Source organism: Streptomyces lavendulae subsp. lavendulae, assembly GCF_002803845.1.
Taxonomy (GTDB): domain Bacteria; phylum Actinomycetota; class Actinomycetes; order Streptomycetales; family Streptomycetaceae; genus Streptomyces; species Streptomyces lavendulae.
Window position 1 is genome coordinate 1,683,998 of the sequence record NZ_CP024985.1, and the last position, 21,960, is coordinate 1,705,957.

The 21,960-nt window shown below is 73.7% G+C and carries 21 protein-coding genes; 9 read left to right on the forward strand and 12 right to left on the reverse strand.

What is annotated here, in order from left to right; all coding sequences use genetic code 11:
- Window positions 1-247: 247 nt before the first annotated feature.
- Window positions 248-1,888, forward strand: a complete 1,641-nt coding sequence (locus SLAV_RS07665; protein WP_030224815.1) for an ABC-F family ATP-binding cassette domain-containing protein — start codon at window positions 248-250, stop codon at window positions 1,886-1,888.
- A 238-nt stretch (window positions 1,889-2,126) separates the two neighbouring features.
- Window positions 2,127-3,098, forward strand: a complete 972-nt coding sequence (locus SLAV_RS07670) for an acyl-ACP desaturase (RefSeq protein WP_030224816.1) — start codon at window positions 2,127-2,129, stop codon at window positions 3,096-3,098.
- Between the two features lie 116 nt (window positions 3,099-3,214).
- Here the strand turns inward: SLAV_RS07670 and SLAV_RS07675 are convergent, their stop codons facing one another.
- From SLAV_RS07675 to ligD, 4 genes are all read right to left on the reverse strand, one after another.
- Window positions 3,215-3,457: a WhiB family transcriptional regulator gene (locus SLAV_RS07675; RefSeq protein ID WP_030224819.1), complete on the reverse strand. Its 243-nt coding sequence runs from the start codon at window positions 3,455-3,457 to the stop codon at window positions 3,215-3,217.
- Between the two features lie 46 nt (window positions 3,458-3,503).
- Complete coding sequence (locus tag SLAV_RS07680) at window positions 3,504-3,986, reverse strand: HAD domain-containing protein (protein ID WP_030224823.1); 483 nt, start codon at window positions 3,984-3,986, stop codon at window positions 3,504-3,506.
- Between the two features lie 92 nt (window positions 3,987-4,078).
- Window positions 4,079-5,014, reverse strand: a complete 936-nt coding sequence (locus SLAV_RS07685; protein ID WP_030224824.1) for an NADP-dependent oxidoreductase — start codon at window positions 5,012-5,014, stop codon at window positions 4,079-4,081.
- 131 nt (window positions 5,015-5,145) lie between these two features.
- A complete protein-coding gene (gene ligD / locus SLAV_RS07690) occupies window positions 5,146-6,165 on the reverse strand; it encodes a non-homologous end-joining DNA ligase (RefSeq protein ID WP_030224825.1) in 1,020 nt (339 codons plus the stop codon).
- A 75-nt stretch (window positions 6,166-6,240) separates the two neighbouring features.
- On the opposite strand from ligD, the gene SLAV_RS07695 reads away from it, so the two are divergent.
- Window positions 6,241-7,308: an ATP-dependent DNA ligase gene (locus tag SLAV_RS07695; RefSeq protein WP_030224827.1), complete on the forward strand. Its 1,068-nt coding sequence runs from the start codon at window positions 6,241-6,243 to the stop codon at window positions 7,306-7,308.
- Window positions 7,309-7,312: 4 nt separating this feature from the next.
- Here the strand turns inward: SLAV_RS07695 and SLAV_RS07700 are convergent, their stop codons facing one another.
- On the reverse strand, window positions 7,313-8,767 hold the full coding sequence (locus SLAV_RS07700) for an NAD(P)/FAD-dependent oxidoreductase (RefSeq protein ID WP_100660810.1): 1,455 nt from the start codon (window positions 8,765-8,767) through the stop codon (window positions 7,313-7,315).
- Window positions 8,768-8,930: 163 nt separating this feature from the next.
- Here SLAV_RS07700 and SLAV_RS07705 point away from each other — a divergent pair, with 163 nt between their 5' ends.
- Entirely contained in the window at window positions 8,931-9,452 is a 522-nt protein-coding gene (locus tag SLAV_RS07705) for a nucleotide triphosphate diphosphatase NUDT15 (RefSeq protein WP_030234837.1), read from the forward strand.
- Window positions 9,453-9,465: 13 nt separating this feature from the next.
- Here SLAV_RS07705 and SLAV_RS07710 read toward each other — a convergent pair whose 3' ends face one another.
- From SLAV_RS07710 to SLAV_RS07725, 4 genes are all read right to left on the reverse strand, one after another.
- Entirely contained in the window at window positions 9,466-10,128 is a 663-nt protein-coding gene (locus tag SLAV_RS07710) for a GOLPH3/VPS74 family protein (RefSeq protein ID WP_030234839.1), read from the reverse strand.
- 80 nt (window positions 10,129-10,208) lie between these two features.
- Window positions 10,209-12,269, reverse strand: coding sequence for an MDR family MFS transporter (locus SLAV_RS07715; protein WP_030234841.1), 2,061 nt, complete (start codon window positions 12,267-12,269; stop codon window positions 10,209-10,211).
- A gap of 86 nt (window positions 12,270-12,355) precedes the next feature.
- The gene (locus SLAV_RS07720) at window positions 12,356-13,711 is read right to left on the reverse strand and encodes a 6-phospho-beta-glucosidase (RefSeq protein WP_030234844.1); all 1,356 of its coding nucleotides are present in this window, start codon (window positions 13,709-13,711) and stop codon (window positions 12,356-12,358) included.
- Window positions 13,712-13,908: 197 nt separating this feature from the next.
- Complete coding sequence (locus tag SLAV_RS07725; RefSeq protein WP_037687881.1) at window positions 13,909-14,781, reverse strand: MmyB family transcriptional regulator; 873 nt, start codon at window positions 14,779-14,781, stop codon at window positions 13,909-13,911.
- Between the two features lie 334 nt (window positions 14,782-15,115).
- Here SLAV_RS07725 and SLAV_RS07730 point away from each other — a divergent pair, with 334 nt between their 5' ends.
- The 3 genes from SLAV_RS07730 to SLAV_RS07740 all read left to right on the forward strand — a co-directional run bounded on the left by SLAV_RS07730 (window position 15,116) and on the right by SLAV_RS07740 (window position 17,584).
- Window positions 15,116-15,784 (forward strand): helix-turn-helix domain-containing protein, encoded by a 669-nt coding sequence (locus SLAV_RS07730; protein WP_030234847.1) that lies wholly within the window; start codon window positions 15,116-15,118, stop codon window positions 15,782-15,784.
- 64 nt (window positions 15,785-15,848) lie between these two features.
- Window positions 15,849-16,406: a hypothetical protein gene (locus SLAV_RS07735; protein ID WP_030234848.1), complete on the forward strand. Its 558-nt coding sequence runs from the start codon at window positions 15,849-15,851 to the stop codon at window positions 16,404-16,406.
- Window positions 16,403-17,584 (forward strand): MAB_1171c family putative transporter, encoded by a 1,182-nt coding sequence (locus tag SLAV_RS07740; RefSeq protein WP_030234851.1) that lies wholly within the window; start codon window positions 16,403-16,405, stop codon window positions 17,582-17,584. Before SLAV_RS07735 ends, SLAV_RS07740 begins: the two co-directional genes overlap by 4 nt.
- 58 nt (window positions 17,585-17,642) lie before the next feature.
- On the opposite strand, the gene SLAV_RS07745 is transcribed toward SLAV_RS07740, so the two are convergent.
- The 3 genes from SLAV_RS07745 to SLAV_RS07755 form a co-directional block, all read right to left on the reverse strand.
- Window positions 17,643-18,419, reverse strand: coding sequence for a bestrophin-like domain (locus SLAV_RS07745; protein WP_030234854.1), 777 nt, complete (start codon window positions 18,417-18,419; stop codon window positions 17,643-17,645).
- Between the two features lie 42 nt (window positions 18,420-18,461).
- Complete coding sequence (locus SLAV_RS43085; protein ID WP_051841193.1) at window positions 18,462-19,037, reverse strand: hypothetical protein; 576 nt, start codon at window positions 19,035-19,037, stop codon at window positions 18,462-18,464.
- A gap of 197 nt (window positions 19,038-19,234) precedes the next feature.
- A complete protein-coding gene (locus tag SLAV_RS07755; protein WP_030234858.1) occupies window positions 19,235-19,726 on the reverse strand; it encodes a MarR family winged helix-turn-helix transcriptional regulator in 492 nt (163 codons plus the stop codon).
- A gap of 237 nt (window positions 19,727-19,963) precedes the next feature.
- Here SLAV_RS07755 and SLAV_RS07760 point away from each other — a divergent pair, with 237 nt between their 5' ends.
- Window positions 19,964-21,268: a sensor histidine kinase gene (locus SLAV_RS07760; protein ID WP_030234862.1), complete on the forward strand. Its 1,305-nt coding sequence runs from the start codon at window positions 19,964-19,966 to the stop codon at window positions 21,266-21,268.
- Window positions 21,256-21,918, forward strand: a complete 663-nt coding sequence (locus tag SLAV_RS07765) for a response regulator (protein WP_030234863.1) — start codon at window positions 21,256-21,258, stop codon at window positions 21,916-21,918. The genes SLAV_RS07760 and SLAV_RS07765 overlap by 13 nt, the downstream gene beginning before the upstream one ends.
- Window positions 21,919-21,960 lie beyond the last annotated feature (42 nt).

The window sequence follows — 21,960 nt, forward strand, 5'->3', positions numbered from 1 at the left end:
TCCCCCTCGATCCCGGGCCGTGCCCCGTCGACCGCGCCCGCCCGGCGCGGTCCACGGGGGACGGCCCTAATTCGTTTGCGGACGCCTCCGGCCCTCCGTACCGTCGTGAACGCCCCATCGCCGTCGAAACGGAGCAGGACGTTGCTCTTCTGAGGTCCGAGACACCGACCGCCACCACATCCCTGTGACCGACACGTCGGCTGTCTCCCCGCGTTGCACTCACCACTCACGCAACCTGGAGGCCTCCATGAGTCACCCCTCTGCTTTTCTCTCCTGCTCCGCCCTGTCCTTCGACTGGCCTGACGGAACTCCCGTGTTCGACGGGTTCCAGCTGACCGTCGGACCCGGCCGCACCGGCCTGATCGGGCTCAACGGCTGTGGGAAGTCCACCCTGTTGAAGCTCGCCGCCGGTGAACTGACCCCTTCCGGGGGCCGGATCTCCGTCGCCGGGACCCTCGGCCACCTCCCCCAGGACGCCACCCTCGACACCGCCCTGCGCGTGGACGAGGCGCTCGGCATCCGCGCCGCCCGCACCGCACTGCACGCCATCGAGGCGGGCGAGGCCACGGAGGCGAACTTCGCCGCCGTGGGCGACGACTGGGACGTGGAGGAGCGGGCCCTGGCCACGCTCGACCAGCTCGGGCTCGCCCGGATCAGCCTGGACCGCACCGTCGGCGAACTGTCCGGCGGCGAGTGCGTCCTGCTGCGGCTCGCGGCACTGCTGCTCGCCCGCCCGGACGTACTGCTGCTCGACGAACCCACGAACAACCTGGACCTGAAGGCCCGGCAGCGCCTGTACGCGGCCGTCGAGTCCTGGTCCGGGGTGATGGTCCTGGTCAGCCACGACCGGGAGCTGCTGGAGCGGGTCGACCAGATCGCCGACCTGCACGACGGCGAAGTCCACTGGTACGGCGGCAACTTCAGCGCGTACGAGCGGATGCTCGCCACGGAACAGGAGGCCGCCGAACGGACGGTCCGGGCCGCCGAGGCCGACGTACAGCGGCAGAAGCGCGAACTGGCCGACGCCCACCTCAAATTGGCGCGGCGCAAGCGGTACGGCCAGAAGATGTACGACACCAAACGCGAACCGAAGATCGTCATGGGTGCCCGCAAACGCTCCGCCCAGGAATCGGCCGGCAAGCACCGCATCATGCACACCGAGCGGCTGGCCGACGCCCGCGAGCGGCTGGACCAGGCGGCCGAGGCGGTCCGCGACGACGCCGAGATCCGCATCGAACTGCCCGCCACCGAGGTACCGCCGGGCCGGCGGGTGCTCACGCTGAGCGATCTGCACCTCGCCCACGGGGCCTCGGCGCCGGGCGAGTGGGAAGTGCGCGGCCCGGAGCGGATCGCCCTGGTCGGCGGCAACGGCTCGGGCAAGACCACCCTGCTGCGGACCGTCGCGGGGCTGCTGCCCCCGGTGTCCGGCGAGGCGGTCACGCACGTGCCGGCACGCTTCCTGCCGCAGCGGCTCGACGTCCTGGACGACGACCGCTCGGTGGTGCAGAACGTGGCGCGGTTCGCCCCGCAGGCCACGGACAACCAGATCCGGGCGCGGCTGGCGCACTTCCTGTTCCGGGGCGCCCGCGCGGACCGGGCAGCCGGCACCCTCTCGGGCGGCGAACGCTTCCGGGCGACGCTGGCGGCCCTGCTGCTGGCGGAGCCGGCCCCCCGGCTGCTGATGCTGGACGAGCCGACGAACAACCTCGACCTGGCGAGCGTCCGGCAGCTCGCCGGAGCCCTGGACTCCTACGAGGGCGCCCTGGTGGTGGCGAGCCACGACGTGCCGTTCCTGGAGTCCATCGGGATCACGCGGTGGCTGCTGCTCGACGGCACGCTGCGCCCCACCTGCGCCGAGGAGGTCCGCGAGTCCCGCTGGCACGACTGATGACGGGCCCGGGGCCTCCGCACGCCCGTCCCCGCCGTCAAGGCGGGGGCGGGCGACCACCTTCTGGCGTGAATCTCACCTTTCTGAGGCCCCGGGAGACCCCCTCAAACTGCACAAATAACCGGACGTAACCGGACATACCGACGGGTGGGGCTTGGCTGGCCTTGATGTCGCGCTTAACCTACGACTCCGTAGGCTACGGAACCGTAGGTAATTCGCTTTGTCCCCAGGAGCACCCGTGACGATCACCTCTCCCCACCTCGGCAGCTCGGAGGCGTGGACCGACGCCAAGCTGCTGTACGCGCTGGAAGAGGTGGTCGAGAAGGAGCTGAACCGCCATCTGAAGGTCACCAAGGACTGGATGCCCCACGAGTACGTCCCGTGGAGCGACGGCCGGAACTTCCCGGGCTTCTTCGAGGACGGCGAAGCCTGGGACCCGCAGCAGTCCAAGGTCACCGACATCGGCAAGATCGCCCTGGTCGTCAACCTGCTGACCGAGGACAACCTCCCCAGCTACCACCACGAGATCGCGACGCTCTTCGGCCGCAACGGCGCCTGGGGCACCTGGGTGCACCGCTGGACCGCCGAGGAGGGCCGCCACGGCATCGTGATGCGCGACTACCTGCTGGCCTCGCGCGCCGTGGACCCGGACAAGCTGGAAGCGTTCCGGATGCAGCACATGTCGGAGGGCTTCGAGTCCGACAACAGCCACTCGATGCTGCACTCGGTGGCCTACGTCGCCTTCCAGGAGCTCGCGACCCGCATCTCGCACCGCAACACCGGCCACCAGTCCGGTGACCCGGTCTGCGACCGGATGCTGGCACGCATCGCGCAGGACGAGAACCTGCACATGATCTTCTACCGCAACCTGCTGGGCGCCGCCTTCGAGATCGCCCCGGACCTGACGATGCAGGCCGTGCGGGACGTGGTCGTCAACTTCCGGATGCCCGGACACGGCATGCCCGGCTTCGAGCGGATGGCCGCGCAGATGGCGATCGGCGGGGTCTACAACCTGCGGATCCACCACGACGACGTGCTGAGCCCCGTGATCCGCTTCCTCAAGATCATGGACATCGACGGGCTCGGCCCCGAGGGCCAGAAGGCCCAGGAGGAGCTCGGGCTCTTCATGAACGGGCTGGACTCCGAGGCCCGCAAGTTCGACGAGCGCCTGGCCGCCCGCGCCGCGCGCCTGGCCGCCCGCAAGGGCTGACCGACACCGACCACGGGCCCCTGAGGGGCCCGGTCCGTACGCCCGTACGGGGTGAAGCCCCGGCAGGTCCTCCTGCCGGGGCTTCACCCCGTACGGGGCCTGGCGGCGGGCGGCGCTCAGCGACGCGGGCGCAGGGCCTGCCGTTCCGTCTCCGAGAGGCCGCCCCAGACGCCGAAGCGCTCGTCGTTGGCCAGGGCGTACTCCAGGCACGCCGCCCGCCCCTCACACGCCCCGCACAGCCGCTTCGCGTCCCGGAGCGAGGAACCGGGCTCCGGGAAGAAGAAGGCCGGGCCCGTCTGGGCGCACAGCGCGAGGTCGTACCAGGCGGGGGCGGTGGTGGCAGTGGTGTTCATCGACATGCCGCCGATCCTGCTGCGCCCCGATGGACGTCCGATCAACAGCTCATCAACAGCAGGTCAGCCACAGCGCGAGGGCGTCGAAGTCCGCGGGCGTGAGACCCGAACGCGGATCGACCCGGTGCAGCAGCGCGGGCGCCGGGTGACGGTCGGCCGCCCAGGCCCGGTCGGCGGCGGTGATCTCGTCGTCCACCCAGACGAAGGGGCGCCCCTGCGCGCGGGCGAGGAGCGGACGGGTCTTCCAGTGGAGGCCGCCTCGCCCCTCGTCCTCCGTGGGCTCCGGCCAGTCGACCACCGGCAGCCGCGGCAGCCCGATCCGCGGGGCGATGGTCTCGTTGGCCTCCTCGCCCCAGGTCGTGGCCCACACCAGCTCGCAGGGCAGCGCCAGCAGCCGGGCCCCGTGACCCGGATCGAGCCGTCCCAGCAACGGATGACCGGCCGTGGCGGCCACGGGGTGGCCCGTTCCCCCGAAGGGGATCAGGGGCCCGTCGACATCCAGGAAGAGCAGCGGCCGCGCATCGGAGGTCCTCACGGGCCCGAGCCTAGTGCGGCGACCGCGAGAAGCCGCCGGGGTCGCGGTCTCCGGGCGTGGTGCACCGCGGAACGGAGCGCCCCGGTTTCCGGCTACGGGACGAGGACGAGCCGGCCGCGCAGGCCGCCCCGCTCCAGACGCCGGTGGGCGCGGACGGCCTCCGACAGGGGCAGCGTACCGGCCACCCGCAGGGTGAGCCGGCCCTCGTCCACCAGCGCGGCCAGTGCGGCGAGCTGCGCCCCGTCGGCCGCGACCCACAGCTCGCAGACCCGGATGCCGCGCAGCCCGGCGGGGGCCGCCCCGGCGACGACGGAGACGAAGGCGCCCCGGTTGCGGACCGCGCCCAGGGCGGGGAGCCCCACCACGGCCGCGTCCAGCGCCCCGTCCACTCCCCCGGGCACCGCCTCACGGACCGCCCCGGCCAGGTCGGCTCCGCGCGGTACGAACCACCGCGCGCCCCGGGCCCGTACGAACTCCTCGTCCGCCGGGGCCCCCGAGGCCACCACGCGCAGCCCCCGGCGCACGGCGAGCTCCACCGCGAAGCCGCCGACCGCCCCGCCGCCGCCGGTCACCAGGACCGTCGCCCCCGGGGCCGCTGCGAGCAGGTCCAGCCCCTGCCAGGCGGTGAGCCCGTTCAGCGGCAGGGTCGCGGTGGCCGTCGCCGGCACGGAGCCCGGGGCCCGGGCGACCGCGCCCGCGTCCAGCACCACGCTCTCCGCGTAGGTGCCGAGCGGGACGTCCAGCCGGTCCCGCAGGCCGATCACCCGGTCTCCGACGGCGAACCCCCTCACCCCCGGGCCGGTCTCCTCCACCACGCCGGCCACGTCCCAGCCGATGCCGGTGACCTCCCGGGGCGCCATCAGCCCCGCCTCGACCAGCGCCCCCGAACGCGTCGCGGCGTCGACGGGATTGACCGCGGCACCCTCCACCCGGATCCGGACCGACCCCGGTCCGGCTCCGGGTACCCGCGTCTCCACGTACTCCAGCGCCTCGGGCCCTCCGGCCGCCCGCACCACCACTGCCCTCATGAGCCCCTCCCCGCTCCGGATCCCCCGTACGGATCACGGGATCACGGGATCACCGTAGGAACGGCCGTGACGGAAGGAGAAGAAGGCACTTCGAAGTGCGTATCGCACCCCGACGTAAGCGGACCGGCGGCTCAGTCCTCGTGCTTCGCCCGGCTCGGCTGCACCCGCTTGGGCTCGCCCGGCATCTTGGGATGGTCCGGCGGATAGGGCAGGTCGCCCAGCCCGTGCTCGTGCTCGTCCCGCGCGGCGAGTTCCAGCACGGCCTCCAGGCCGAAGGCGTGCTCGTCCATGTCGGCGTGCAGGTCGCCCAGTTCGGCGAAGCGCGCCGGCATGGTCACGATGTCGAAGTCGCGCGGTTCCGCGTCGTCCACCTCGTCCCAGCGCAGCGGCGCGGAGACCGGGGCGTGCGGGCGGGGGCGGACGGAGTACGCCGAGGCGATGGTCCGGTCGCGGGCGGTCTGGTTGTAGTCGACGAAGATGCGCTCGCCGCGCTCCTCCTTCCACCAGGCGGTGGTGACCTGTTCGGGCATCCGCCGTTCCAGCTCCCGGCCCAGGGCGATCGCGCACCGGCGCACCTCGGTGAAGGTCCAGCGCGGGGCGATGGGCACGAAGACGTGCAGCCCCCGCCCGCCCGAGGTCTTGGGCCAGCCGCGCAGACCCAGTTCGTCCAGCAGCGCCCGCAGTTCGTGGGCGGCGGCCACCGCGTGGTGGTAGTCGGTGCCCGGCTGCGGATCGAGGTCGATGCGCAGTTCGTCCGGCCGGTCGGTGTCCGCGCGGCGCACCGGCCAGGGGTGGAAGGTGAGGCAGCCCAGGTTGGCGGCCCACAGGACGGCGGCCGGCTCGGTCGGGCAGATCTCGTCCGCGGTGCGCCCGCTGGGGAAGGAGATGTGGGCGGTCGGGATCCAGTCGGGGAGGTTCTTCGGGGCGCGCTTCTGGAAGAAGGACTCGCCCTCCACCCCGTCCGGGTACCGCTCCAGGGTGGTGGGGCGGTCGCGCAGCGCGCGGGTGATCCCGTCCGCCACGGCCAGGTAGTACTCGGCGACGTCCCTCTTGGTGAGGCCGCGCTCGGGGAAGTACACCTTGTCCGGACTGGACAGCCGTACCGTCCGCCCGCCGGCGTCGAGCTCGATCGCACCACCCGCAGCACCCATGAGCGCCACGGTAGGCGGGCCCGGCCGGGCGCGCACACCGGGCGGGTCCGCACGTACCACCGCAGAATCGACGGCATGGACCTGCCGGTGATGCCCCCCGTGAAGCCGATGCTCGCCAAGTCCGTGGCGAAGATCCCGCCCGGAATGCAGTACGAGGCGAAGTGGGACGGTTTCCGCGCCATCGTCCACCGCGACGGCGACGAGCTGGAGATCGGCAGCCGCACGGGAAAGACCCTGACCCGGTACTTCCCGGAGCTGGTGGCGGCCCTCAAGGAGAACCTGCCGCCCCGTTGCGTGGTGGACGGGGAGATCGTGATCGTGCAGGGCGGTCGGCTCGACTTCGATCGGCTCACGGAGCGGATCCACCCCGCCGCGTCCCGCGTGAAACTCCTCGCCGAGACCACCCCGGCCAGCTTCGTGGCCTTCGACCTGCTCGCCCTCGACGACGGGTCCCTGCTGGACACCCCGCTCGCCGACCGCCGTACCGCCCTGGTCAACGCCCTTTCCACCGCTCGGCCCCCCGTTCACCTCGCGCCCGCGACCACCGACCCCGCGCTCGCGCGGGAGTGGTTCGAGCGGTTCGAAGGCGCCGGACTCGACGGGGTCGTCGCGAAACCCCTCGACCTCCCCTACCGGCCCGACGCCCGCCTGATGTTCAAGATCAAGCACGAGCGTACGGCCGATGTCGTCCTCGCGGGTTTCCGTTTCCACAAGAGCGGTCCGATTGTCGGATCGCTGCTCCTGGGCCTGTACGACGACCGGGGCGCGCTCCAGCACGTGGGGGTCTGCGCCGCCTTCCCCATGAAGCGCCGCGCCGAGCTGGTCGAGGAACTGGACCCCCTGCGCATGCCCGACCCGGAAGGACACCCCTGGGCGGCCTGGACCGAGGAGTCGGCGCACGAGAGCGCCCGCCTCCCGGGCGCGCAGAGCCGGTGGACCGGCAAGAAGGACCTGTCCTGGGTCCCCCTGCGCCCGGAGCGGGTCTGCGAGGTGAAGTACGACCACATGGAGGGCGACCGCTTCCGCCACACCGCCCAGTTCGCCCGGTGGCGCCCCGACCGCACCCCGGAGACCTGCACGTACGCCCAGCTGGAGGAGGTCGTCGGCTACGACCTCGCCGAGGTGCTGGGGACCGGCGGGTAGGGGGTCAGCCCGCCGTCAGTTTTTCCCACTCCGCGCGGTCCGGTCCCACCGCGTTCGGGGCGTACTCCGGCCGGGCCGCGAGCCAGCGGGTGACGCGGGCGCGGATCAGGGGGTGGGCGTAGGCCCGGGCGGGCGGGTCGACGAGGTGGCGGACCCTGGCCCGGGCCCGCATCACCTCCGGATCCTCCAGTGCGCACTCGAACAGCGCGGCCGCCTCCCGGGCCGTTCCGGTCCGGGAGGCACGGGTCGCGAAGCGGTCCCCGATGGCCGCGTCGGCGACGACCTGGTAGTCGAACCAGGGCTTGACCGTACGGACGGCCCAGTCGTGGTACTCGGCGGCGAAACGGTCGGACCCCGGGTCCTGGTGCGCGGTCCGTGCCACCCGGTGCGCGGCCCACAGGGCGAGGGAGGTCCCCTGCCCCAGGGTCGGGTTCGTGTGCGTGAGGGCGTCCCCGACGGGCACCAGTCCGCTCACCACCGGGCCCCGGTCGTCCGCGAGGGCGCTCCACCGGTTGTCCAGGCCCGCGGTGGCCAGGACCCCGGACAGCGGAGTGGCGCCCAGGCCCAGCCAGGCCTCGCCGGGCGGGAAGGACCGGGCCGCGGCCTCGAAGACGACCGGCTCGCGCAGCGCCGAGCGGGTGGGGTCCTCGGTGTGGACGAAGAGGGTCACGGCGAAGGTGGCGTTGTCGGCCGGGAAGACGGCGCAGCCCGCGAAGCCCCCGCCGGTCACCGTCCAGGGCCTGCGCGGACCGTCCTCCATCCCGGCGGGCAGCCGGTACCAGCGGCAGAAGTAGGCGAGGCCGGTGCGGTGCCGCTCGACGGTGACCGGGCGGCAGCCTGCCGCGGCCAGCCACCGTTCGACGCCGCCCCGCCGCCCTCCGGCGTCCACGACGAGGTCCCCCTCGTACGCGCCGGCGGCCGTGGTCACCCCGGTCACCCGTATCCCCGGTCCCGCCCCCGTACCGCCCCCCGTACCGCCCCCCGCCCCAGCCCCCGACAGGGCCGTCGCCGCGGACCCGGCGACGGCCGTCAGACCCGAGACCGGCTCCCCGTAGCGCACCACCGCCCCCGGCTCGGACCGCAGCGCGGTGGCCAGGGCGCTCTCCAGCACGATCCGGCGCGCCTGGAGCATGATCAGGTCCTCGTCGCCCGGCCGGGCCGGCGGGCGCACGTCGAACCAGTCCAGCTCGTGCCGTTCGCGCGCGCCGAGCCGGAGCATCTCGGCGTGCACGTCGGGCAGTTCGGCGACCAGTACCTTGCGGGCGGCACCGAGCAGGGCGTGCGGCTGGGCGGCCTGGGGGACGGCCGGGCGGCGCCAGCCGAAGAAGTCCCGGTCCAGGGCGGTACCGGGGGCGCGGGTGTCCCGCTCGAACAGCTCGACGGTGTGTCCCCGCCGGGCGGCGAGCAGTGCCGCCGCCAGGCCCGCGACCCCTCCGCCGATGACCAGCACGTGTGCCATTGCGCCCCCCTGAGCCGACGGACCGTACGACGATCGGACCGCCCAGAGCCTGCGCGGACAGCCCCTGACCGAAACCCGTACAGCTGTCCGATTCCATGCGTTCGGCGGCTCACGGGCCCGGCCGGGTTTGACAAAGGATCGGGCGGGACCGGCAAATGGAGCCATGGCTACCGAAGATCAGGCCGCCGCCGCGACGGCTCCGGCCGTACGGGCCGTCCCCCAGCCCAACGCCGTCGTGGGCGTCGGGCTGATCGTGCTCGGCTCCGACGGCCGGCTGCTGCTCGGGCAGGCGCACGACGGCCGGTGGGAACTGCCGGGCGGCAAGGTCGATCCCGGGGAGGGCTTCGAGCAGGCCGCCGCGCGGGAGCTCGCGGAGGAAACCGCCCTGCGGGCCGCGCCCGAGGGCATCGAGGTGCTCGCGGTGCAGATCGACGCGGGCTCCGGCCTGACCCGGCTGACGGCCGCCGCCCTCACCCGGTCCGCCGAGGGCAGCCCCAGCGTCACCGAGCCGCACAAGATCGCACGCTGGCAGTGGTTCGCCCCGGACGAGGTCCCCTCCGCCCTCTACCCGCCCACGGCGGCCGTGCTGCGCAGCTGGCGCCCGGACCTTCCGATGCTGCCGCACGTGCCCTCGTACGACTACCCGACCGGCCCGGCCACCGGGGCCCCGCGGAGCACCCCGTAGGGCACCCGGCCGTTCAGACCGTCGTGGAGGCGGCCATGACCACCGTGACGGCCGCCACCGCGGCGTGCATGTCCCGGATGGCCGCGCGGACGCCCTCGCCCGCCCACTGCCCGGCGGCTATCTCCCCCATCCGCGGCGCCACCAGCCGGGACGGCCGGTCCGGGAAGGCGAGCCGGTGCAGCCCGGCCGCGTGCAGCAGGGCGATGAGGCCCGCCGTGCGCCCGTCGGGGTCGCCACCCGCCAGGACCACGGCCCCGAGCCGGTCCCGCAGCTCGCGCTCCACGGCGGCGTCGGCCTCGGGGTAGCGGCGCTGCGGGAACACCCCGAGCACCTTGTGTACCTGCGACCCGACGATCCCCCGCTCGCCGAGGCCGTCCAGCGCGGCGCCGACCGCCTTGGCGTGGTCCTTCGTCAGCCAGTCCGTCACCCGCCGCTTGCTGCGCCCCCGCAGCCAGGACTCGATCATCAGGATCCGGCCGTCCAGCAGCCGCTCCCCGGTGGGGGCGGTACTGCGCAGTTCGAGGTACTTGCCGGTCACCGAGACCCGCTCCGCCATGACCAGTTCGAGGAGGATGCCCCCCGCGGCGGCCCAGCCCGCCGACTGCCGCTGCCTCGCCGCCCCCGACGCCCCGTCCAGGGACAGCAGCACGACCTCCTCCGCCAATGTGATCGCCATGAGCGGTACCCCCCGCCTTGCCCGTACGCGACGCCCTTCGCCGGGAAGGACGTCCGGCGGCCGACGCGGGTTCCCCGGCCCTACCCCCGCGGCACCAGCCGTGGCGCGAAATTGCCGTCGCGCAGGTCCTCCGCGAGCAGCCGCTTCGCGATCGCGTCGGCCGCCGCCCTCAGTTCCGCGCTGCGCGGCCGTCCCCGGTCCTTCTCCAGCTGGTCGCCGAGCCACTGCGCCCACGCCGCGGAGATCACCCCCGCCTCCCGCTCCCCGCCCGCGGTCAGCGCGAAGTAACCGTTCTGCCGGGTCAGGAAGCCCTCCTCGGTCATCCGGTCGAACACAGGCAGCAGCACCTCGGGCGGGACCGACCGGCGCGCCGCGATCAGCCCGAGGCCGGCGTGCCCGACCGTCCGGGTCAGCAGGTCCACCTGCATCACGGCCCACGCGCCCGCGATGTCCAGCCGCGTGTCGGAGCCCTCGACGATCGCCCGTGCCGTGTCCTGGCCCATCCCGCGCACGAGTTTGCCCACGGCCAGCTCCAGCAGTTTGGCCGAATCCCCCGAGGCCGAGGCCGGCGAGGCGAAGCCCTCGCCCATGTCCGTGGACGCGGCCCGCGCGCTGTCGCGCAGGTGGACCTCCTTGAGGAACAGCGCGACGACGAAGCCGACCAGCGCCACCGGCACGGTCCACAGGAACACCGTCTGCAGGGCCTCGGCGTACGCGTCGACGACCGGCCCGGCGGCCGCCGGGTCGAGACCGTGCACCCCCTGCGGGCTCTGCGCCGCCGCCGCCAGCTGTGCCGGATCGGCCCCCGTGGCGCGGGCGGCCTCGGCCACGCCCGCCTTCAGCGCGGGCTCCAGGCTGTTGGCGTAGATGGTCCCGAAGACGGCGGCCCCGAAGGAGCTGCCGAGCGTACGGAAGAAGGTGACGCCGGAAGTGGCGGTGCCCAGGTCGGCGTAGTCGACGGTGTTCTGCACGGCGATGGTGAGCACCTGCATGCACAGGCCGATTCCCGCGCCCAGGACGAACATGTACAGGGATTCCAGCCAGGCGCCGGTCTGCGGCCCCATCCGCGACAGCAGGTACAGGCCGACCGCCATGACCGCGCTGCCCACGATCGGGAAGACCCGGTAGTGGCCCGTCCTGCTGGTGACGGTGCCGCTGAAGACGGACGCGATGAGCAGGCCGATGACGAGCGGCAGGGTCCGTACGCCGGAGACGGTGGCCGAATCCCCGTCCACGTACTGGAGATAGGTCGGCAGGAAGGTCATCGCGCCGAGCATGGCGAAGCCGACGATGAAGCTCAGCACCGAGCAGACCGTGAAGACGGGGTTGCGGAACAGCCGCATCGGCAGCATCGGTTCGGCGGCCCGCGTCTCCACCAGGCAGAACAGCGCCAGGGCCAGCGCGCCGCCCGCGAACAGGCCGATGATCACCGGGGAGTTCCAGGCGTACTCGTTCCCGCCCCAGCTGGTGGCGAGGATCAGCGCGCTCGCACCGACCGCGACGAGCGCGATGCCCAGGTAGTCGATGACGGGCCGCCCGGCGGCCCGCACCGAGGGGATGGTCCGGGCCGCCGCCACGACCACCAGGATGGCGATCGGGACGTTCACGTAGAAGGCCCAGCGCCAGCTCAGGTGGTCGGTGAAGAAGCCGCCGAGCAGCGGCCCGATCACCGTCGCGACGCCGAAGACGGCGCCGATCGCGCCCTGGTACTTGCCTCGTTCGCGCAGCGGCACGACGTCGGCGATCAGCGCCATCGAGGTGACCATCAGACCGCCGGCGCCGACGCCCTGCACGCCCCGCCACAGGATGAGCATCGTCATGTTGGAGGAGAGGCCGCACAGGAAGGAGCCGGTGATGAAGACGACGGCGGAGATCTGGAAGACGAGCTTGCGGCCGAAGAGGTCGCCGAACTTGCCCACCAGCACCGTCGCGACGGTCTCCGCGAGCAGGTACGAGGTCACCACCCACGACATGTGTTCCGCGCCGCCCAGGTCCGCGACGATGGTGGGCAGGGCGGTGCCCACGATCGTCTGGTCGAGCGCGGCCAGCAGCACGCCCAGCATGATCGTGCCGAAGACGACGTTGCGCCGCCGCCGGTCGAGCACGGGGGGCGCCCCGGCCGGGGCGGGAGCAGTGGTCACTCTCGCACTCTCACAGCGGACCGCCGCCCCCGCATGCCGCAAGCCGCCGTACGGGTGACCGGCCCGCCCGCCCCCGGGCTCCGGCCTCAGCGCAGGTAGCCGAGGCCCGGGTGCTCCTTCGCGTACCCGTCGAGCAGCCGCCGGGCCACGGCCACGGAGTCCACCAGCGGGTGCAGGGCGAAGGCCTTGACGGCGTCGGCCCGCGCACCGCTCGCCGCGGCGGCGAGCACCTCCCGCTCGGCGGCCTTCACCGAGGTCACCAGCCCCACCGCGTGCAGCGGCAGCGGATCCACGGCGACGGGGTGGGCCCCGTTGGCGTCGACCAGGCAGGGCACCTCGATCACCGCCTCGGCGTCGAGCACCGACAGGGTGCCGCGGTTGCGGACGTTGAGGATGAGGGTGGCCCGCTCGTCCCGGGCGATGGCCCGCATCAGCGCGAGGGCCACCTGCTCGTAGCCGCCGGACTCCAGGTCGCTCTCCTCGCGCTCCCCCACGCCCGCCACCTCGCGGTTCTCGGACATGTACGTGGCCTCGCGCTCGGCCCGGGTCCGGTCCCAGGCGGCGAGCGCCGACCCGGGCGGCCCGTCCGGCCGTCCGGTCCCGGCGTAGAAGGCGCGCTGCTGGTCGCGCAGGAAGGCGCCGCGCGTCCGCTCGGCCTCCTGGTAGGCCCGCACGGTGTCCCGGTTGAAGTAGTAGTAGTGCAGGTACTCGTTGGGGATCGCGCCGAGCGAGCGCAGCCACTCGGCTCCGAAGAGGCGGCCCTCCTCGAAGGACTCCAGTGCCACCTCGTCGGCCAGCAGCCGGGGCAGCTCGTCACGGCCGCCCACGTGCAGGCCGCGCACCCATCCCAGGTGGTTGAGGCCCACGTAGTCGATCCAGGCGTCCCGCGGCCGGGCGCCGAGCAGCCGGGCGATCCTGCGGCCGAGTCCGACGGGCGAGTCGCAGATGCCGATGACGCGGTCGCCGAGCACCTCGGCCATGGCCTCGGTGACCACCCCGGCGGGGTTGGTGAAGTTGATGACCCAGGCCCCGGGGGCCGCGCGGGCGATCCTGCGGGCGATCTCCCGCACCACGGGAACGGTGCGCAGCCCGTACGCGATCCCGCCGGCGCCGACCGTCTCCTGGCCCAGCACGCCCTCGGCCAGGGCGATCCGTTCGTCGGCGGCCCGGCCCTCCAGTCCGCCGACGCGGATGGCGGAGAAGACGAAGTCGGCCCCGCGCAGGGCCTCGTCGAGGTCCCCGGTGGCGGTGACGGCCGGGGCGTCCGCCACGCCCGGTGCCGCGGCCTGGTCGGCCAGCACCCGGGTCATGGCGGTGAGCCGGCCGGGATCCTCGTCGTACAGCGTCACGTGGGACACCCGGCCCTCGCCGCGGTCCCCAAGGAGTGCTCCGTAGACGAGCGGGACGCGGAATCCGCCCCCGCCGAGGATGGTCAACCGCACGCCCCTACCGCCCTTCCGCCGTCACGACCGGTGCCACGGACCACGACCGCGCGCCGGGCGGTGTCCCGTCCCGGCGCCACGGCGGATGCCACGATCCGTGACATCCGCGCGATGCCACGGATCGTGGCATCCGCCCGGCGGCACCCCCTTCGGGGTCCCGCGGCACACGCTTCAGGGCACCAGTGTCCCCCGCCCGCTCAGTCCACCGGTGACGGCACGGCCCGCAGGCGGGCCCCCTGCTGCTGCGGGAAGCCGGTGGTCCCGCGCACCGGACCGGTGGGCAGGCCCTGCGGGGCGGAGAGCACCAGGGTGATCCGGGTGAGACCCATGCCCTCCAGCATTCGGCTGGATTCCGCCACCATCCGGCACCTCACCACGCCCCGTCCGGGGTCGGGATGACGGACCGTCCGGACGGCGCCGTCCTGCTCCGCGGCGCGTTCTCCGTGGGCGCTCAGCCAGTGCGGGACCCCGTACCGGTAGGCGGCCTCCATGAACGGGTCGCGAGCCACCTCCTGACGGATGCTCCGCAGCCCCTCGTCGTCCGGCGCGGCGCCGAGTGCGGTGGCGAACTGCGCCAGCAGCGGTACGCACCAGGCCGGTTCGTGGTCCTCCAGCACGGCCGCGGCGTCCGGGTGGAAGAGCACGAAGCGCAGGAAGTTGTCGTCCGGAAGGGCCGTCGGATGCGGCCTGACCGACTGGAACAGCCGGTCGAAGGCCGAATTGGTGAGGGCCACGTCCCACCGGTGGTCCACCAGGAAGGACGGGTAGGGGACGGCCTCCATGAGGGCCGCGTAGTCGCACAGGTAGTCGCGCTGGGCCGGATCCTGCGGCAGCCGGTTGTCCTCGGCCGCACGCCAGGTGGGCGGCGGATCCCGGTCGACCATGACCCGGAAGAGCCAGAAGCACTGCCGCTCGCTCATCTCCAAGGCCTCTGCCAGGGCGAGGAGTTTGCGGTCCGTCCATTCCTTGACGAGCCCGCGCTCCCAGTTTCCGTACGCGCGCACGCTGATGCGCAGTCGTGACGCGAGGTCTTCCTGGCTCAGGCCCAGCTCCTCACGGCGCTGGCGCAAAATCTCCTTGCGTCGCTCCGACCGCACTGCGCCACGGGCGGACTCCTCGCCCGCCAGGCGTTCCTCACCGGCTCGGACGAGGCCATCAGACGGGCCCACCGCTGCGAGATGTGGCACCGAGAGCTCCCCCTCCTCACGGTCTGGATCTTCATTTCCGTGTGGCGATCCTGCTACCGACTTCATTCGAGTGTCAACTATTGTGGCAATTCCAGCCTTGCGACAGCTCATTCCCGCCACAGCTGTGGCAAGTTCTAGCTCTCCCAAAACAAACCGGATAGATTCCCTGAGGCCGACCACGTGCCCACTGACCTCGCGCGATCTAGGAGAACCACTGGTGACAGACGGCTTCCCGGCTCCCGTCGCGGTGGCCAACGCGCCCCTGGCAGCGACCGTCACGCGGGTCGCCGAACTCGCGAACAAATTGGGCCGCGCCCGGAACCAGGTCTTCGACCTCCGGCGGCTGTCGGAGGCCTCCGGGGTCCCCGCCGACGTGATCAAGACCCTGCTCGACGGGCGCCCGGCCGGCGAACCCGATCTCCAGGCGCGTTTCCTCCAGCGCCTCGACCTGCTCCGGCGGACCCGGGTGAAACCCAACGGGCGCCGCTACACCCAGCAGGAGATCGCGGACGGCGCCGGAATGTCGCGGCAGCAGGCCGGCGCCCTGATCAACGGCGACCGCCGCCCCACGATGGAGCACTGTGACGCCATCCAGCGCTTCTTCGGGGTCCACGCGGGCTTCCTCACCGCCCACGACGCCGACGCCCTCACCGACGCCCTCCAGCGGACCGAGCAGCAGCTGCTCCAGGACTTCGCGGGCCGCGAGCGGCAGCCCGTACCGGCCGAGACCGCTTCGGCGGGCGATCCGCTGGCAAGACTCCTGCAGAACCACGGCGTACGCGGCATCGCGTGGCGGGCCGCCCAACTGCCCAGCGACAAGCACCGGGACAAGGTGACCGAATGGCTGGACATGCTTCTCGAAAGCGTCAAACCGAACGAATCATGACCCAGTCGAAAGTCTGGATCTGATCCTTGAGTCCTGATCCGGATCCGCGCCGACGGGGAGAACGGTGAGCATAGGCAGAGCACAGCGGCGTTTGTGCGGGGAGCTGGTGGCCGGCATCAAGCTGCCCGCCCCCGTGGAGCCCCTGGACCTCTACGCCGCCCTCTGCGAGGGCATGAGCCGGCACCGCGGCCGCCCGGTGGAGTTCCGCATGGCCGCCTTCCCGCAGGGGACGGCCAGCGGGCTCTGGCTCGACATGGAGGACCGCGATCTGGTGGTCATCGAGGAGCGCACCGCACCCGACCACCAGCTGGTGATCCTGGGCCACGAGCTGTGGCACATGAAGGCCGGCCACTGCAGCCACCACGTCGACGGCGCCGCCGTCGCCGCCCGGCTCCTGGCCGACGGCGCCGACCTCGGCGAGACGGTCCGCAGCGTCGCGGCGCGCACCCGCGCCGACGTCCAGGAGGAAACCGAGGCCGAGACCTTCGGCCTCCTGCTGGGCAGCAGATGCCGCACCTGGCTCGCCGGCTCCTCGGGACTGCGGGCCCCGGCCCAGCGCGACGAGCTGGCGGGCCGCATCGAAACCTCCCTCGGCTACCGGGGGCACAGGAACGACCGTTGAACGGACAGGACTACTACATCCCGGCAGCCGCGATGGCGGTCTCGCTCGTCTGCAAACTGCCGGCCCTGCGCTCACAGTGGCGCGACCCTCTCCTGAGGTCCGTCTGCGCACTGCTGGTCCTGGCCACGGCGGTGTTCACCTTCGCCGCCCCGCCCACCATCGAGGCCGTCAACCGCTGGACGGGGATCCCGAACTTCTCCGCCCCGCTGGTCTACTGCCTGATGACGGCCTTCAGCGCCTCCTGCCTGGTGCTGATGTTCAACTGGCGCGGCGGTCCCGCGCAGGAGATCCGGCGCACCTCGGTGCGCTGGATCACGGGCTACTCGGTCGTGGTCGTGGCGATCGTGGTGTTCTTCCTCCTCGGCGAGGCGTCCGTCGAGCGGCTGCGCGACTTCGACACGTACTACGCCAACACCCCCTACGTCCGCCTGATGATCGTCTCCTACCTCGTGGCGCACAGCGTGGCCGCCGCCACCATGGTCGCGATGTGCTGGCGCTGGTCGGTCCAGGTCCGCGGCTGGCTGCGGGCCGGGCTGGTGATCATCGTGTCGGGGTACTCCATCAGCCTCACCTACGACGCCACCAAGCTCTCCGCGGTCGGCGCGCGCTGGCTCGGTCACGACCTGGACGTCCTGAGCACCTACGTGGCCCCGCCGCTGGCCTCCGCCGCGGCGCTGGTCAGCGCGGTGGGCTTCGTGCTGCCGCTGGTCTGCCAGCGGGTGTCGGACAGCTGGCAGACCTGGACCACGTACCGGCGCCTGGGCGCGCTGTGGCGCGAGGTGAGCAGCACCGCCCCCAGCGGCAGCCCCTGCGTGCGGATGTCCTGGTGGTCCCCGGCCGAGATCCGGGTGATCCAGCGGGAGTCGGACATCCACGACGGGTTCCTGCGGCTCGGCCCCCGCTTCGACCGCCGCCACCGCGACCGTGCCTACGAGCGGGCCCGCGCGGCCGGCGCGGACGAGGAGACCGCCCGCGCCGTCGCGGACGCGGCGATGGTGGCGGCCGCCGTACGCACGCCGTCCGCCGCCCCCGGGGGGACGGCGGACGGCGGGGCGGACGGGGAGCGGGTGCTGGTGACGGCCGACGGTCCGCGCGACCTCGTCCGCATCTCCGACGCCCTGCGGCACTCCCCGGTGGTGGCCGCCGCCCGGCACCGGGCGGCCCCGGCCGGGGGCTGACCCGGGCCGGGACCGCACGAAGGCCTGGCTTGCGGAGCACGACCCCCGGTGCGGGACCTCAGCGGGAGGCCGTCACCGTGACGGCCGGGAACAGGTCCTGGAAGGGCCCGGCGGAATCGGTCCCGTCCCGCCCGTACGGGGCGTCGAAGCTCCAGACCATGAAGAGCAGGAACACGATCAGCGCGCTGAAGAGGCCCGCCAGCAGCAGTTCCCGGCCGGAGCGCCGGATCTGCAGGGTGAAGATCAGCCCGATGGTGACGAGCCCGCCGACCACCAGCCCGACCCAGACCACGCTCGGCAGGGTGGACTCGTCGCTCTGGGTGCGCGAGTGGCGGGCGTCGTCGGCGGCCGCGATGTGGTCGAGCAGCGGCTGGTAGGCCTGTGCCTGCAGCTCGTTGGCGGGGCTCTGGTGGGTGACGTCGCCGCGCAGCTTGCCGAGCAGTTGCGCCCCCTCGTCGGAGGCGCTCTGCCCGGAGACCAGCCGCGGCCAGTCCACGTTGACCGTGTGGGAGACGTACGCGTCCACCTCGCCGCGGATCCGGTCGCGGACGGGTGCCGGGTAGACGTCGGCGCGCTGGCTGACCTCGTAGAGGGACTGCGCCTCGCGGCGCACGCTGTCCTCCGCCCCGCCGCGCGCCTCCCAGACCCCCGCGATGGCCAGGCCCAGGACGATCGCGTAGACCACGCCGACCATCATCGTCATGTACTCGATGACGTCAGGGGTTTCGCTGGTGTCCTCGTCGGCCGCGACCCGGCGGTGCCGGATCGCGGTGATGGCGAGGACGACGGCGCAGACGAGCGCCATGGCGATGGCCAGGACCAGCCATTCGGACACGAGAAATCTCCCGTTCGTGGGTGCGTGGGTGCATGGGGTGCGTCAGCCGCGGCTCTTGGAGCGGGGGCGCAGCGCGGCGGCCGCGAGCACGGCCGGGGTGGTGACCACCACCATGAGCATCATCGTGCTCAGGCCGTTCGGGCCGCGCCGCTCCAGGGCCGCGGAACGGTACGGGCGCACGTGGAAGGCGCGCACGGGCGCGGCGGCCCGCACCGCGGGCGGGGCGGGGGCCGCCGCGGGGACCGGCTCCGGTCCGGGCGCGGGCGCCGGCGGAGCCGGGGACGGCTGCGCCGGCGCGTCCGGCACCGGGGCGTCGGGCCCGGGCGCCGCCGGGAGGCCGGGGGCCTGCCCGGGGTGGTGCACGGTGGGCCGCTCCACGCCGGGCAGGGTCACCCGCACGGAGGGAACGGCCACGGGCGGCCCCGGCACCTCGGGCACCGGCGGCGCGGGCGGCCGCACGACGGGCGGCTTCGGATGCCCGCCCGGCACGCACAGGTCCACCCGCGCCCCGCGGCCGTGACCGTGGCCGTCGGCGTCGCCCGCGACCGCCACATGGCCGTGCAGCGGGCAGAGCGCCGCCACCAGACCCGCCCCGGCGAAGTACTGCCAAGCCGTCACCGCGCTCCTCCCGATTCGGCAGCCGATATGAGGGTTACGGCTGAAGAAACGATCAAGGCGCCGGTTCGACACGCGGCAGACAGGTCAAGATCCGCCCTCGGAGGGTGACTTCGGGGCGGCGGGAACGACGGAGGGCCCGCCTGATCGTTCGTCAGGCGGAGTCCGGATGACGGCCCGGGCGGGTCGTCGGCGGGGAATCAGGCGCCGTCCGCGCGCTCCACGTTGGCGATCATCGTGCGCAGGACCCGGAGCGCGGCGACGTAGTCCTCGTCGGCGATGCCCTCGTGGACCACCGCGCGCAGTTCGGTCACCACGGCCCGCACCCGCGTCCTGGCCGCCTCGCCCGCCCCGGTGAGGTACAGCCGCTGCCCGGCGTCGGCGCACAGCCAGCCCCGGTGCACGAGCCGGTCGACCACCCGGGCGATCTCGTCCGGACCGTCCGCGAGCGGCGTCAGCTGGACCACGGCCTCCGCGCGGGTGGGGGCCGCCGGGCCGCCGTGGACGCGGTTGAGCACCCAGTACTCGGGCTGGGTGACGTCGATCCGGGCCAGGGCGTCGCGCAGGTGGCGGGTGACCTTCGCGTGGGCCAGGCCGCTCCAGTAGCCGATGGGCTGGGTGGCCAGGGCCTCGTCGGTCGCGGCCGGGTCTGCGGGGGCCTGGTCGGCGGCGGTGCGGGTCGCGGATGTCATGGCCCCCACGCTAGCCGCCGCGTCCGGCCCGCCCCTCGGGTCGCGCCGGAGTCCCCGCGGCACCGGCGCCGGAGCGGCCGGTCACCCGCCCGGACCCGTCCGCCACCGCGCCCGCCGCCTCCCCGCCCCGTGATCGGAGCACGCGGGTCGCACCGGAGGACGGTGGCGCTCCCGGAACCGGGCGCCGCGACGTGACGGCCCGTCGGCCCGCGCGCCACAGACCTTAGGCTGGGACCCATGTCCGGTTCCACCACCCCGCTCCCCCCTCCGACGGTGACCGTGTGGGCGGTGGCGCGGCGGCCGTGGCGGTTCCTGCGGTCGTGGTGGCCGTGGCGGTGCTGGGCGTATTTGGGCAGCGGGTTCCCCCTCGGGTACGCGGTGCTGGTCGCCCTGGTGCTGCTCGTGGGACTCGGGGTGGTGCTGGCGGTCGCCGGGGTCGGACTCCTGCTGCTGGTCGGCGCCGTCGCCGGTGCCGTGCCGCTGGCGGAGCTGGAGCGGCGACGGCTCCGGTGGGTCGAACCGGCTCCCGTCGCCGATCCGCACACCTCGCTCGCCGGGGCCGGCGCGGCCGCCTGGCTGCGCACCCGGCTGCGGGAACGGGCCACCTGGCGGGAGTTCGGCTACGCCGCCCTGCTGGGGCCCGTGTTCGGCGCGGCCGGTCTCGGGGTGCTGGCGCTGCTGGCGTTCTCGCTGATCCTCGTGGTGTCGCCGGTCGTGGTGTGGGCGCTGGCCCCGGAGCCGGTGATGCTGATACCCGGGCGGGCCGTGGCGGGGCCGCTGGAGGCGCTGGGCGGGACGGCCGCCGGGCTGGCGGGGCTGGTGCTCGCGGCGTACGCGGGTGCGCTCATCGCGGGGGCGCAGGTGAAGACGGCCCGGCTGCTGCTCGGGCCGCGCGAGGAGGACGGCCGGGTGCTGGAGCTGACCCGTTCGCGGGTCCGGCTGGTGGAGGCCTTCGAGGCGGAACGGCGGCGCATCGAACGGGACCTGCACGACGGGGCCCAACAGCAGCTGGTCGCCCTCAGCATGACCCTGGGCCTCGCGGAACTGCGGCTGCGCGGGGTCCCGGAAGCGGCGGAGGCGACGGCCCTGGTCGGCCGGGGGCGCGCCGAGGCGAAGCTGGCCCTGGAGCAACTACGGGACCTCGTACGCGGCATCCACCCCCAGGTGCTGACCGACCACGGCCTGGCGGCGGCCGTCGCCGAGGTGGCGCTGCGCCATCCCGTCCCGGTCACGGTGGACCTCGCCGGCCTGCCCCGGCTGCCCGGACCGGTGGAGACCACCGCCTACTTCACCGTCACGGAGGCCCTCGCCAACGCCGCCAAGCACAGCGGCGCCTCGCAGGTCGGCGTCGCCGGTAGGGTCGAGGGGGACCGGCTCACTCTCACCATCACGGACGACGGCCGCGGCGGGGCCGATCCCGGCGCGGGAGCGGGCCTGGCGGGTCTCGCGGACAGGGTGGCGATGTTGCAGGGCAGGCTGACGGTGTCCAGTCCGGTGGGCGGTCCGACCGAACTGCGCGTGGAGGTCCCGTGCTCCGGGTGATCCTCGCGGAGGACTCCGTGCTGCTGCGCGCCGGCCTGACCGAACTGCTGACCCTCGGCGGCCACCGGGTCCTCGCCGCCGTGGGCGACGCCCCCGCCCTGCTGGAGGCGGTGGGGGCCGAGCGGCCCGACGTGGTCGTCACGGACGTCCGGATGCCGCCCGGACTGCGCGACGAGGGGCTGCGGGCCGCCCTCGAACTACGGGCCCGCGACGCCTCGCTGCCGGTCCTGGTGCTCTCCCAGTACGTGGCCACGGCGTACGCGGCCCAGCTGTTCACCGGCGCTTCGGCGGCCGGGCTGGGCTACCTGCTGAAGGACCGGGTCGGTGAGGTGACCGAATTCCTCGACGCCCTGGAACGGGTCCACGGCGGCCAGACGGTCATCGACCCCGAGGTGGTGCGCGTCCTGCTCGCGCCACCGGCGGCCCCGGACCGCCCGCTGGCCCGTCTCACCCCCCGGGAGCGCGAAGTGCTCGCGCTGATGGCCGAGGGTCTCAACAACCAGGCCCTGGCGGCCCGGCTGTTCATCACCGAGGCCGCCGTCGTCAAGCACGCGGGCAGCATCTTCACGAAGCTGGACCTGGACCCCACGGAGGGCAATCGCCGCGTCCTGGCGGTCCTGGCCCACCTCCGGGGCCGGGAGGCCGCGTAGGGCTCCCGCACGCCCCCGCCGACGGGCCGCCGCCAGGGCGCC

Excerpts from the sequence above, each read along its gene's own strand:
- ligD (WP_030224825.1), bottom strand. The coding sequence starts at position 6,165 with ATGGGTGCTGCGGGTGGTGCGATCGAGCTCGACGCCGGCGGGCGGACG.
- SLAV_RS07760 (WP_030234862.1), top strand. The coding sequence starts at position 19,964 with ATGTCCGGTTCCACCACCCCGCTCCCCCCTCCGACGGTGACCGTGTGG.
- SLAV_RS07710 (WP_030234839.1), bottom strand. The coding sequence starts at position 10,128 with ATGGCGATCACATTGGCGGAGGAGGTCGTGCTGCTGTCCCTGGACGGG.
- SLAV_RS07695 (WP_030224827.1), top strand. The coding sequence starts at position 6,241 with ATGGACCTGCCGGTGATGCCCCCCGTGAAGCCGATGCTCGCCAAGTCC.
- SLAV_RS07755 (WP_030234858.1), bottom strand. The coding sequence starts at position 19,726 with ATGACATCCGCGACCCGCACCGCCGCCGACCAGGCCCCCGCAGACCCG.
- SLAV_RS07665 (WP_030224815.1), top strand. The coding sequence starts at position 248 with ATGAGTCACCCCTCTGCTTTTCTCTCCTGCTCCGCCCTGTCCTTCGAC.
- SLAV_RS07685 (WP_030224824.1), bottom strand. The coding sequence starts at position 5,014 with ATGAGGGCAGTGGTGGTGCGGGCGGCCGGAGGGCCCGAGGCGCTGGAG.
- SLAV_RS07705 (WP_030234837.1), top strand. The coding sequence starts at position 8,931 with ATGGCTACCGAAGATCAGGCCGCCGCCGCGACGGCTCCGGCCGTACGG.
- SLAV_RS07700 (WP_100660810.1), bottom strand. The coding sequence starts at position 8,767 with ATGGCACACGTGCTGGTCATCGGCGGAGGGGTCGCGGGCCTGGCGGCG.
- SLAV_RS07675 (WP_030224819.1), bottom strand. The coding sequence starts at position 3,457 with ATGTCGATGAACACCACTGCCACCACCGCCCCCGCCTGGTACGACCTC.